This is a genomic window from Gemmatimonadota bacterium (assembly GCA_026706845.1).
Classification (GTDB): domain Bacteria; phylum Latescibacterota; class UBA2968; order UBA2968; family UBA2968; genus VXRD01.
Genome location: JAPOXY010000144.1, coordinates 1 through 12,146, shown reverse-complemented (window position 1 = coordinate 12,146; position 12,146 = coordinate 1). Strand labels below are relative to the sequence as shown.

14 protein-coding genes are annotated in these 12,146 nt (G+C 51.9%); 6 read left to right on the top strand and 8 right to left on the bottom strand.

Annotated elements, in window-relative coordinates; translation table 11 throughout:
- The 6 genes from aroC to OXG87_14210 form a co-directional block, all read left to right on the top strand.
- The coding region (gene aroC / locus OXG87_14235; protein MCY3870710.1) for a chorismate synthase at positions 1 to 1,004 on the top strand (1,004 nt) is incomplete at its 5' end.
- Positions 1,005 to 1,007: 3 nt separating this feature from the next.
- The gene (locus tag OXG87_14230; GenBank protein ID MCY3870709.1) at positions 1,008 to 2,654 is read left to right on the top strand and encodes a class I adenylate-forming enzyme family protein; all 1,647 of its coding nucleotides are present in this window, start codon (positions 1,008 to 1,010) and stop codon (positions 2,652 to 2,654) included.
- 65 nt (positions 2,655 to 2,719) lie between these two features.
- A complete protein-coding gene (locus tag OXG87_14225; protein ID MCY3870708.1) occupies positions 2,720 to 3,040 on the top strand; it encodes a YkvA family protein in 321 nt (106 codons plus the stop codon).
- Between the two features lie 3 nt (positions 3,041 to 3,043).
- Complete coding sequence (mutY, locus tag OXG87_14220) at positions 3,044 to 4,168, top strand: A/G-specific adenine glycosylase (GenBank protein ID MCY3870707.1); 1,125 nt, start codon at positions 3,044 to 3,046, stop codon at positions 4,166 to 4,168.
- Positions 4,165 to 4,983, top strand: coding sequence for an SDR family NAD(P)-dependent oxidoreductase (locus tag OXG87_14215; GenBank protein MCY3870706.1), 819 nt, complete (start codon positions 4,165 to 4,167; stop codon positions 4,981 to 4,983). The genes mutY and OXG87_14215 overlap by 4 nt, the downstream gene beginning before the upstream one ends.
- Position 4,984: 1 nt before the next feature.
- On the top strand, positions 4,985 to 5,731 hold the full coding sequence (locus OXG87_14210; GenBank protein ID MCY3870705.1) for an SDR family NAD(P)-dependent oxidoreductase: 747 nt from the start codon (positions 4,985 to 4,987) through the stop codon (positions 5,729 to 5,731).
- Between the two features lie 4 nt (positions 5,732 to 5,735).
- Here OXG87_14210 and OXG87_14205 read toward each other — a convergent pair whose 3' ends face one another.
- The 8 genes from OXG87_14205 to mnmG all read right to left on the bottom strand — a co-directional run bounded on the left by OXG87_14205 (position 5,736) and on the right by mnmG (position 11,964).
- Positions 5,736 to 5,900 (bottom strand): hypothetical protein, encoded by a 165-nt coding sequence (locus tag OXG87_14205; protein MCY3870704.1) that lies wholly within the window; start codon positions 5,898 to 5,900, stop codon positions 5,736 to 5,738.
- A 59-nt stretch (positions 5,901 to 5,959) separates the two neighbouring features.
- Positions 5,960 to 6,391: a VOC family protein gene (locus OXG87_14200; protein MCY3870703.1), complete on the bottom strand. Its 432-nt coding sequence runs from the start codon at positions 6,389 to 6,391 to the stop codon at positions 5,960 to 5,962.
- 185 nt (positions 6,392 to 6,576) lie between these two features.
- On the bottom strand, positions 6,577 to 7,182 hold the full coding sequence (locus OXG87_14195) for an XTP/dITP diphosphatase (protein MCY3870702.1): 606 nt from the start codon (positions 7,180 to 7,182) through the stop codon (positions 6,577 to 6,579).
- An 11-nt stretch (positions 7,183 to 7,193) separates the two neighbouring features.
- Positions 7,194 to 7,910: a ribonuclease PH gene (gene rph / locus OXG87_14190; GenBank protein MCY3870701.1), complete on the bottom strand. Its 717-nt coding sequence runs from the start codon at positions 7,908 to 7,910 to the stop codon at positions 7,194 to 7,196.
- 9 nt (positions 7,911 to 7,919) lie between these two features.
- Positions 7,920 to 8,624, bottom strand: coding sequence for an ATP-binding protein (locus OXG87_14185; protein MCY3870700.1), 705 nt, complete (start codon positions 8,622 to 8,624; stop codon positions 7,920 to 7,922).
- A gap of 153 nt (positions 8,625 to 8,777) precedes the next feature.
- A complete protein-coding gene (gene smpB, locus OXG87_14180; GenBank protein MCY3870699.1) occupies positions 8,778 to 9,248 on the bottom strand; it encodes an SsrA-binding protein SmpB in 471 nt (156 codons plus the stop codon).
- Positions 9,249 to 9,259: 11 nt separating this feature from the next.
- Entirely contained in the window at positions 9,260 to 10,090 is an 831-nt protein-coding gene (locus tag OXG87_14175) for a transglutaminase-like domain-containing protein (protein MCY3870698.1), read from the bottom strand.
- On the bottom strand, positions 10,087 to 11,964 hold the full coding sequence (mnmG, locus tag OXG87_14170; protein ID MCY3870697.1) for a tRNA uridine-5-carboxymethylaminomethyl(34) synthesis enzyme MnmG: 1,878 nt from the start codon (positions 11,962 to 11,964) through the stop codon (positions 10,087 to 10,089). The genes OXG87_14175 and mnmG overlap by 4 nt, the downstream gene beginning before the upstream one ends.
- Between the last annotated feature and the right edge of the window lie 182 nt (positions 11,965 to 12,146).

The following is a 12,146-nucleotide window of genomic DNA, read 5'->3' as shown; positions in this document are numbered from 1 at the left end:
TAGATGGATGCCCGGCTGGCCTGGAGATCAGCGAAGAAGATATCCAGATTGAACTCGACCGTCGCAAGCCTGGCCAGAGCAAAATTACCACACAACGCAAAGAAGAAGACCAGATAGAAATCCATTCGGGTCTTTTTGAGGGCAAAACCCTTGGCACGCCTATATCGATGATGGTGTGGAATCAGGATGCGCGTTCCAAAGATTACGAAGAAATACGCACCAAATACCGCCCTTCACACGCCGATTACACGTATGAACAAAAATACGGCATTCGCAACTGGAAAGGTGGGGGCAGAGCCAGCGCGCGCGAGACAATCGGCCGCGTTGCAGCAGGTGCGATTGCGCGCAAATTGCTCAAACGCGATTGCAATATCGATATTATCGCTTATGTGCGTCAGGTTCACACGCTTGTTGCCAGTGTCGATCCCGTCGCGGTTACCCGCGAGCAGGTCGAGGCGAATATCGCCCGCGTGCCCGATTCCGAGATTGCCGAGCGAATCATTCAGCGCATCGATGCCGCCCGCAAAGATGGCGACTCGCTCGGTGGTGTGGTCGAGGCTGTTGCCCATCGCGTCCCTCCCGGCTGGGGGGAACCTGTTTTTGACAAACTCGAAGCCGACCTCGCAAAATCTATGCTTTCACTGCCCGCCTGCAAGGGTTTCGAATCCGGCTCTGGTTTTGGCGGTATTGCGATGACTGGCTCTGCACACAACGATCCCTTTTACAACAATGGCAGCGGCATTCACACGCGCACAAATCATTCCGGCGGCATTCAGGGCGGTATCTCCAACGGCGAACCCGTCGTCATTCGCGCAGCTTTCAAGCCCACTGCCACAATTTTGGCCGAGCAGGAAACCGTCGATATCCACGGCAATCCCACCACGCTCAAAGGGCGCGGTAGGCACGACCCCTGCGTCTTACCTCGCGCAGTCCCCATTGTCGAAGCGATGATGGCACTCGTACTGGCGGACCACTATTTGCGCCAGCGCGGACAAAGAGGGTGAAAAATGATCGATTCTCAAATTTTCACCTGTGTTAAAAATGCCAACTCCCACACCTATCGCTTTCCGTGGCGGAACTTTACGCATCTCTTAAAAGATCGCGCAGAACATCAGCCAGATAAACCCGCGTTGATCTTTTGCGATTGCGATACGGATGCTCGCACGGTTATTACCTATTCTGAATTTGAACACCTCACCGCCGCACTTGCTGGTCTGATGTACCGCGAATACGGCATAAGATGCGGCGATTGCGTCGGTCTTGCTTTGCCCAATTGTGCAGAAATTCCGTTGCTCACCTTTGCTCTTTTTCGCCTTGGTGCAACTTCTGTTCCTCTCGATATTGCCAAAGATGTTCCCGAGCGCAAGCGCTACAAACTGCAGAATGCCGGGGCCAGACTACTCGTTGTTTTGTCCGAACATGCAGAAATACAACGCCGCGCATTACCCGATATCCAGATTGCGACAACAGAGCAGTTGCTCGCCGCCGATGGATATGACGCAGTGGATATCGAGCCTGAGTGGTCTGGCGATCCAGAGGGCGAACAACAAACCAGTATTGTGCTGTACACATCGGGTACAACGGGCCATCCCAAAGGCGCGCGTATTACCCGACAGAGCCTCACATCCAATGCCGATGGCATCATTCGCTGGCTCGGTTTTGATGCACGCGAACGCCTCAATCTCGTTTTACCACTTCATCATATCAATTCTACCACGTTTTCTATCACCAGCCTCATGGTGGGGGGGAGCCTTGTGCTCAATTCGCGCTACAGCGTTTCGGCGTTCTGGCGTATCATATCGCGGGAGCGAGCGACATCTGCAAGTATTGTACCGACGATTATGGCCGATCTGCTCGCCAGCGCTGATGACTTTGAGCGCGAGGGCTATGACATATCGTCACTAAAAAAAATTATGATCGGTTCGGCACCTGTTCAGCCCAATATTGCCTGCCAATTTGTCGATTGCTTTGACGTTCGTCTCGTTCAGGGGTATGGCTCAACCGAAGTCAGTTTGCGCGTTACTGGCGTACCACCCGATTTACCCGATGACCAGTACCGCGATGTACTCGAACAAAATGCCATTGGTGTTGAGCTTGCCAATAATAACATAAGAATTGATGGTGGACGAAACGAAGGCGATGTCGGTGAAATCCTCGTGCGCGGTCCCGTGGTTGCCAATGGTTACCTCAACCAGCCCAAAGATACTGCCGAGGTTTTTTGCAATGGCTGGTTCCGCAGTGGCGACATGGGATATTTCCGCGATATGTATAATCATCGTTTCTACTTTATGCACAGCCGAAAAAAAGAGATCATTATCAAAGGCGGTGTCAATATATCACCCATCGCCGTTGAAAATGCCCTGCTCGATGCCTGTCCAGAACTCGATGCTGTTTATGTGATTGGCCTTCGTCATAGCCGATGGGGGGAAGACGTTTGTGCCGCAGCTATTTTTAGATCTGGGACCGACCAGTCCGAAGCTGCCCAGGATATTCTCAAACGCGGACAAAGAGGCCAAATCCCGGGGCTGAGTACTTACGAAGCCCCCTCGCGCATTATCCCAATTACATCGGAAGACCGCCCGTTGACCTCTACGGGTAAAGTTCAGCGCAGTGCCCTGCAAGAGATTATTCAAAATCAGATTGACAACATCTGAACTCCTATATTATATAACTGCGGTGGGGGGCGGGACTGGCTACTGACCACTTTCTGGTGATTGTCATGGTGCGTATTTTTCTCCTTCTATTTCGTCTCTTGCGCGTACGCGGTGTATTGTCGATCATCTCTCGACTCCCAAAATACCTGCGCCTTACCTGGCGACTTTTATGGGATTCTCGCATACCATTATTGCCCAAAGTGTTTGTCATTTTAACCGTTTTATACGGGCTTTCTCCTTTTGATATTATCCCAGAGGCGATTCTTCCCCATATCGGATTGGGAGATGACATCGTGTTTGTTATTCTGTCTATTCGCAATCTGATTGCGGCCAGTCCTCAGAATATCGTCCAGGAACACGCCCGCAAGATTGCAGAGAAATCGTGATTTATGTCCCGCCTGGATTTCAAAACACAGATCGCCGCCGATCTTCTGACCTGGTATCGCGAACACAAACGCGATCTGCCATGGCGGCAGACAGACGATCCCTATCGCATCCTGCTGTCTGAGTTTATGCTCCAGCAAACGCAGGTCGATACTGTTATTCCCTATTACCATCGCTTTCTCGACCGATTTCCCACGGTTTTCGACCTCGCCAATGCCTCACAGGATGATGTTCTCAAAGCCTGGGAAGGTTTGGGCTATTACGCTCGCGCCCGCAATTTGCACAAAGCCGCGCATTCTATTGCTATGGACTTTGGTGGCACAGTGCCCGATACGTACGACGAACTCAAATCTCTGCCTGGCTTTGGTCCTTATACCACAGCCGCAGTTTTGAGCATTGCTTATGATCGCGACCATGCCGTGCTTGATGGCAATGTTATTCGCGTTGTCACGCGTCTCTTTGATATCGGCGACGATGTCACGCAAACCCGCGTCAAAAACCGACTGTGGGATCTTGCCCAGGCTCTGTTGCCAAAAGGTGAAGCAGGTACCTACAATCAGGCGGTTATGGAACTCGGCGCGATGGTCTGCACTGCCAAAAACCCGGCGTGCGATCAGTGTCCCGTGCAAAAATACTGTGCAGCGTACAGAGTTGGTAATCCGCAGCGTCTGCCCGTGAAAGGAAAAAAGAAGCCGCGTCCCCATTACACGCTGTGCGCGGGTATTGTGTGGCACAATGACAAAGTGCTCATTACCCAACGCCCACAAAACGGCTTGCTCGGCGGGCTTTGGGAATTTCCAGCAGGAACCCAACAGGACGGGGAATCTCTGCAAGATACTTGCAGGCGCGGGATAAGAGAAACCGCGGGTATCGACGTCAAAATCAATGATCGGTACCGCACGGTCAAACACGCTTTTACCCACTTTAGCATTACCTTGCACACTTTTCTGTGCTGCTATGTCAAAGGTAAAGCGCGTCCACTCACTTGCGACAATCTCGCATGGGTTGTGGGCGCAGATTTCAATGCTTATGCTTTTTCCCGCACCAGTCGCAAACTCATTGAGTATATACAACAAGATGTCCAACCCGACCTTTTTGCATTTGAACACAATCTCAGGGAGGTTCCATGAAACTCGAAAACAAAATCGCGCTTATAACGGGCGCGGGATCGGGCATTGGCAAAGCCATTGCGCTCGAAATGGGTCGCGAAGGCGCGCATATTGCCGTTAACGATCTCACTGCCGAAACAGCCGAAACCACCGCACACCAGATCGAAGACCTCGGACGCGAGACTCTTGTCATCCCCGCAGATGTGGCCGACTCGAATCAGGCCGATAATATGGTTCAACAGGCGCTCGATCGCTTCGGGCGCATCGATATTCTGGTCAATAATGCCGGTGTGTACATTCCCCAGGACGGTGGCGTCACAGCCATTACGGATGAGGCGTGGCAGCGCATTCTCGATGTCAATCTCAATGGGCCTTTTTATTGCTGTCGCGCTGTTGTCAAAGACATGATAGCGCGCAAGCAAGGTGGCAAAATTATTAATATCTCGTCTGTACAGGCCGAAGTCGCGCATTTCGACGCTTCTGCCTATCAGCCCTCTAAAGCCGCCGTGGTCATGCTCACGCGAACCCTTGCCGTGGAACTCGCGCCTTACAAAATCAATGTCAATGCCATTGGTCCGGGTGCTATCGCATCCGAAGGTATGGGAGCCTCACTGGGGCCTGATGTTATCGAAGCCTACCGCAAACGCATCCCCTGGGGTGCTCGCGGATATACCCGCGATATTGGAACTGTCGCCGCCTTTCTGGCTTCGGAAGATGCGCGCTATATCACGGGCCAAAACATCTATGTCGATGGCGGTTATTTGTCTGACAGCACACCAACGGAGCTAAAATCGCAAGATCACCCCGTTCCACCAGACGACCCGGACCCGAAATAATATGATTCCCAAAAATCTCACCAATAGAACGGCCATTATTACCGGTGCCGCACAGGGTATTGGAAAAGCGATTGCCATACGCCTTGCTGGGGCTGGTGCAAGGGTGGCGATTGCCGATCTCAATCTGGACAGAGCACGCGAAACGGCTCGAGAAATCGGGACAGATGCATTGGCACTGTCGCTCGATGTTGCAAATGCCGAGGGTGTGCAAAATACTATTGATGAATGTCTCAATACATGGGGGTGTATTGATATTCTCGTCAACAACGCGGGCATTGTAGGGCGCGATGTGCCCGTCAAAGATCTCACGGAAGGGGATTGGGACCAGGTTTTCGATATCAATCTCAAGGGGACTTTTCTGTGTTCGCGCGCCGTAATCGCGCCTATGCTAAAACAAAAAAAAGGTGCTATCGTCTCGGTCGCTTCCATAGCAGGTAAAGAAGGCAATCCCAGCATGGCACCCTATTCGGTCTCTAAAGCGGGTATTATATGTTTTACCAAGGTCCTGGCAAAAGAACATCTCCAGGACAATATCCGCGTCAACTGCGTCTCGCCAGCTCTGATCGAAACCCCACTGTTGGCAGATGTGGAGCCAGAGCAACTCGATTACATGACTTCCAAAATTCCCCTCGGTCGCCTCGGCCAACCCGAAGAAGTCGCTGCTGTTGTTCATTTTCTCGCATCCGACGATGCTTCTTTTGTGACCGGGCAGTGTTATGATGTCAGCGGTGGCAGGGCTACGTATTGAGGCGTCACCCGAGCGGTCGCGCGCTGAATACGGCTCTTAAATAGAGCACGACCCACCCGATAGCCGTTACCGCTATTGCTACGCCCACGGCAATCAGACACAGCAGCCATCCCGGAGTTCGGGCCTCTGGATCGTGATAGGGGTTTCGTCGGGGGTCGTCCCAGCGCATGGTAATGTCCTGAGTAGTATCAATAGTTAATCAATCTGCATCGTCTGGATTTCAGGGATTTAGACCTCTGAAAATTCAGTGCCTTCTGGCACATCTGTATCGCTCTCAAAGCAGATACTAAATCCATCCGGGTCGTTCAATGAAACAACCCACATTCCGTTTCCCACAAAGGGATTCGATACCTCGATACCCCGATGTTTGATTCTGCGATAGATCGTCAGGGCATCTTCGCACATGAATACAATCGAGACGCCTTCGCCCACTTTTCCTTCGGGCACCCACGAATTGCGTCCTTCCTTTCGGAATTCCTGTAACATCAGCGCAGCGTCCCCGCATTGGAGCCAGCACCAGCGAAGTCTCCCATCTGGTTCCCATTTATGGATCATTTCAAATCCGAGACCCTCGACATAGAAGCGAACAGATGCTTTGATGTTTGATACCGAAAAAAACGGGATCGCCTGTTTGACATTTGGTTTTGCTTCAACGGTCATTATTTGCTCCTTATGTTTTCCAGAGTGTATTTATTGGAAGATATAAAATTCTGCAATGACGGGATCAATGCCGCGCACATAGAGCAATAAAATTATTGCGAGAATAATGAAGATAGCGACACAGAGGAGAACAAATCCATGTTTCTGATACCACCATTTGGGTCGGGGGGGAATGTTGGGATCATTCATGGTATGGACGCGCTGAAAAGGTCGAGAATGCAGGGTAAGATGGCACGCAGAGCCTGGCCCCGGTGGCTGATGCGATTTTTTTCGTCAGAAGAGAGTTCGGCAGAAGTGCAGTTGTGGGTGGGAATAAAAAAGAGCGGATCGTAACCAAAGCCATTCTCGCCCCGGGGGGTTGTGAGGATGCGGCCTTTCCATGTAGCTTCGGTGGTCTGCACGCGGCCATCGGGTTTGGCAAGGGCCATCGCGCAGCAGAAGCGTGCGGTGCGCTGTTTCGCGGGAATTCTGCGCAGATTTTCTATGAGTTTGGCACTATTCGCCTCATCTGTGGCATTCCCTCCGGCGTAGCGCGCGGAATATACGCCAGGTGCGCCGTTTAAGGCATCGACCACAAGGCCAGAGTCATCGGCCAAAGCAGGCAAGCCCGTGTATTTTGCAATTTCACGGGCTTTTTTTTTGGCATTGGCTTCAAAGGTTTCGCCGTCTTCGATTACTTCGGGCGCGTTGGGAAACGCATCGAGCGAGATTACCTGAATATCAGAGCCGAGCATGTCCTGGATTTCCCTGCGTTTGCCCTGATTGCGGGTGGCGAGTATGAGGGTAGGCATGGGGTTGACTATTATTGCGCCAAAACATCACGCTGGAGTTGCGTGATTTCGGAGATGCCCTTTTGGCCGAGGGCGATGAGGTGTTGCATCTGGTCGAATGTGAAGGGATTTCCCTCGGCTGTGCCCTGTACCTCGACAAAGTTGTCCTGACCGGTCATGACGATATTCATATCTACTTCGGCGGTAGCATCTTCGGCATAACACAAATCGAGCATGGGCGTGTTGTCAACGATGCCCACGCTGACAGCTGCGACGGAATCGCCAAGAGGATTTTTTGTAATACTGCCCTCCTTTTTGAGCTTGTCAATCGCATCGACGACTGCAACATAAGCTCCCGAAATTGAGGCTGTGCGGGTGCCGCCATCGGCTTGTAACACATCGCAGTCGATCCAGAGGGTGCGCGAGCCGAGTTTTTTGAGGTCGATCACGGCGCGCAGTGCGCGGCCAATTAAGCGTTGAATTTCCTGGGTTCGGCCCTTAGTGCCGCGCGTTTCGCGCTCGCTGCGCGTATGGGTTGAGCGGGGCAACATGGCGTATTCCGCCGTGATCCAGCCCGTGTTTTTGCCCACGAGAAAATGGGGTACGCGGTTCTCAACGCTCGCTGTGCATATAACGTGTGTGTCACCCATTTTGATCAGTGCCGATCCTTCGGCGTGTTTCATAAATCCGCGTTCAATACTCGCGGGACGCAATTGATCTGGGCGGCGTCCATCTATGCGCTGGCTCATAAATGCTCCTTATTGCGAACCGATCCATTTTTCTTCGGGGTTGCCCAATTCTCGGAAGTCGCGCCCGTCAACGTGAATGATATGACACATTTCGAGAAAGCGAGAATAGATGCGCCCCTGCGCGAGTTCTTTTAATTCGTCGGCTTTCTGATTTGTGGTCACAAATGTCAGGCGTCGATTGGCATAGCGGGCATCAATGAGGTTGTAGAGGATTTCCATTTCCCATTCGGTATTGCGCTGCACGCCAAAGTCGTCAATGACGAGATAGGGCACATTGCTCAATACTTCAATCATGGGCATGGCCTGTCCGTGCGTGTCACTGCTTTCGTCAAATGTATGTCTGAGTTCTTGAAAGCTCTTTGAGAGTGAGATGAATTTGCCGGGTTTTACAAACCGAAAAATGAGTTCGTTGAGCAAGATATATGCAAAGTAAGTTTTTCCACGACCTGGCGCGCCCCACAAATAGAAGCCTTTGATCGTTTCTTTGTTGCCGTAAATATTATCGACCAGGGTGCTGAAATAGGACTTGAGGAGTATGGCTTCTCGGTTGGGCTGACCATTGTCGTACTGCTCTTTAAAGTCCTGTAAGAACTTAAAGCGAAAGGGCGCGGGAATGCCCGATTTTCGGATGTATCTGTCAACATGGAGTCTCTTCATCCGAAAGGAATAACACGGGCACCAGGTGGGTTCGCCGCTCTTTGCATCGAGGACCATAAAAGGCGACTTGCCGCCGCATTGACAGTGTTCGAGGACTTTTTGAGAAAGTTTGATTTCGCCGTGAAGCCCCACTTTGACATGGGGGTCGTAGTAATAGCCAGGGTCATTGGAGGGGAGGTCAATGCCTGTTGTTTGTGGAGATGTGATGATTTACCTCCCGTTGCGGATGCGTGTCTTCAGCGCTTGTTCGACTTCGCGCTGGGCATCTCGGCGAGCAATATCGCGCCGCTTGTCAAATTGTTTTTTGCCGCGTGCCACGCCGAGTTCGACTTTGGCTTTGCCGCGTTTGAAATAGAGTTTGAGGGGAATTAATGTATGGCCTCTTTCGTTGGTATATCCTCTCAGGCGATTTATTTCGTGGCGGTGGAGCAGCAATTTGCGTTTGCGCTCGGTGTCGTGGTTAAACTGGTTACCCTGTGCATATTCGCTGATATGCGTGTTGTGCAAATAAGCTTCGCCGTCCTCAATACGCGCGTAGCCATCTTTCAAGTTGGCACGGCCTTCGCGCAGGGCTTTGACTTCGGTGCCCCGCAATTGCAGGCCAGCTTCATAAGTGCTGAGGATGTGGTAGTCGCGCCGCGCTTTTCGGTTTTGCGCGATGATTTTGATGCTGTCTGACATTGGCACCTCGCTCATATATCAGGCTGTAGGATGTGCATGAGATGTTCGAGTTTTTTTGCGCGGTTTGGGTCGTCCAGGTTTAGATATGTATATCTGAGGTTGTTCATCATGCGAAAGAGTGTGAAGGAGTTGCTGGCTTTAGAAAAAAGATCGTCAGAGATTTTTTCACCAATGAGATCGGCGCATTCATTTGCCGTGAGGATCTGACCCCGGTTGTGTGGATCAATATAAATGTGTTGATCGTTGTGGATGTATTTGACGATGTAGTGTTTGGGTAGTGCAACGCCTGAGATGGGTAATTCAAGGCGTTGTGCGAGAACGAGATAGACCGCTGAGAGCGTGATCGGCCAGCCGCGCTTGCGATCGAGCACGCGGTTGAAATATGTGTCGTCGGGATCATGGTGTGTAGATGCGTGAAACCCTTGTTCCTCAAAGAGATAATGATTGAGCGTGCGAATGACGCGAATGGGATGATCGTCGGGGGCAATTTTGGGCGCGAGTTCAAATGCCATGTATCCCAGACGCGTTTTGTAAGCACTTTCATCGAGGTCGGGATATCCAAATCGCGCCAGTGTAAAGACGCCTTCTTCAAGGGCAATATCGCCGTGTTGGTCGCGTGTGAGATTGCGAAACCGCATGTCCAGAGGCGGTTCTCTAAATTGCCTGAGTACGCGGCTGACTTCCCGGTGTGCGCGCGAGTCTTCGGCGCAGGCACTGTGGATTTCGCGTGTGGCCTTTTCACCCAGATCATATAGTTTTTGGCGCACACGATCTGCAATGTCGGGGGAACAGTCCGACAGAAGCGATACAATGGCGTGGATTTGTTCGGGGTGGAGTTTCATACGGGAATACCGCGTTTTTTTAGCATGATCATAAGTAGAGAAATATCAGCAGGGGAAATGCCCGGAATACGAGAGGCCTGCCCCAGTGATCGGGGTCTGATGCGGGTAAATTTTTCAATAGCTTCATTTCGCAAAGCCGCGATGGCGGCATAGTCAAAGTTTTCGGGAATGTATTTTTTTTCCAAATTGTGAAAGCGCTGCACCTGTTCTTCTTGCCGGTCGAGATATCCCTCGTATTTGAGTTCGATTTCGACCGATTCACACACATCCTCAGGCAGATCTTTAGCAGCAGGTGACAATTGTGTGACTATGTCGTAAGACAATTCTGGTCGTCGCAAAAGTTCGGCGAGCGTCACCGCGCGTTTCAACGGAGAAGAATGCGACGCTTTGAGAGCGGTTTGAACGTTGTCGGTTGGGGTGAGGCGCGTTGATCGCAGCCGTTCGATTTCCTCATCGATTTGTCGTTTGCGCTTGCAAAAACGGTTATACGCTTCGTCTGAAAGCAGCCCAATTTTGCGCCCGAGTTCGCACAGGCGCAAATCCGCGTTGTCCTGTCGCAAGAGCAGGCGATATTCGGCTAATGAGGTAAACATGCGATAGGGTTCTTCAGTGCCTTTGGTAACGAGGTCGTCAATTAGAACGCCGATATAAGCCTGCGAGCGGTCCAGGATTATGGGATCTTCGCCCCGGGCTGTTAAGGCGGCGTTGATGCCCGCCATAATTCCCTGACCAGCTGCTTCTTCGTATCCGGTGGTGCCATTGATTTGTCCCGCAAAAAACAAACCGGCGATGGGTTTGGTTTCCAGGGTGGGATGGATTTGTGTCGGGGGCACATAGTCGTATTCGACGGCATAGGCCGGACGCATGATCTCAGCTCGTTCGAGACCGGGAATGCTGCGCACAACCTCGACCTGCACATCTTCAGGCAGGCTCATCGATAGTCCGTTGAGATAGATTTCAAGGGTGTGATATCCTTCGGGCTCGAGAAAAATTTGGTGCCCTTCCTTGTCGGGAAAACGCACAATTTTGTCTTCTACAGAGGGGCAATACCGCGGCCCCACTCCCTGGATGCGCCCGCTGTACATGGCCGAGCGATCCAGATTGCTGCGAATAATATCGTGCGTTTTTGGCGCGGTCATTGTGAGATGACAACTGAGTTGCTCTTGCTCGATGGCGTCGTTATGGTAGGAAAAGGGCCGGGGATCTGCATCACCTGGTTGCTCTTCGCAGGCGCCAAAGTCGATGCTGCGCGCATTGACGCGCGGTGGGGTGCCTGTTTTGAGCCGCCCCAGTTCAAAGCCGAGTTGCGAGAGACCATCGGATGCTTTATCGGCAGCTTGCTCACCTGCGCGTCCCGCGCTGTAGGAGAAATCGCCCACATGAATGAGGCCCTTGAGGAAGGTGCCCGTGGTCAGGATTACAGTTTTGGCGGCAAAAACCGTTTTGGCTTTGGTGACCACGCCTTCAATGCGTCTATTTTTGACCACGAGGTCTTCGAGCAAGCCCTGTTTGACATCGAGATGTGGCTGGTTTTCGACCACTTCTTTCATGCGAAACTGGTATGCTTTTTTGTCCGCCTGTGCCCGTGGTGCCTGTACGGCGGGTCCTCTGCGCCGATTGAGCATGCGAAATTGTAGGCCCGTAGCGTCAATATTGCGCGCCATTTCACCGCCGAGAGCGTCAATTTCGCGCACCATGTGGCCTTTTGCTATGCCGCCAATGGCCGGGTTGCACGACATCTGCGCGATGGTGTCGAGGTTCATGGTCAGCAGTAGTGTTTCACATCCCATGCGCGCAGAGGCCAGCGCAGCTTCTGCACCTGCATGCCCACCGCCAACGACAATGACGTCGTATTTTTTTTCGTAGATCGACATATTCGTTTTTACTGCTGGGCGTGTACTGGTGTGCCAATCGCCAGAAGTTGATCGCTTTGAGATTCGCTTTGAATCGTTTCAACTTCAAATCCCAGATCGGCAATCATCTGGTGTGTATTTTCCACATCCAGGCCTCCGGTGGTCAAATATCCTTCCATAAAGAGCGAGTTGGCGGGATAAAG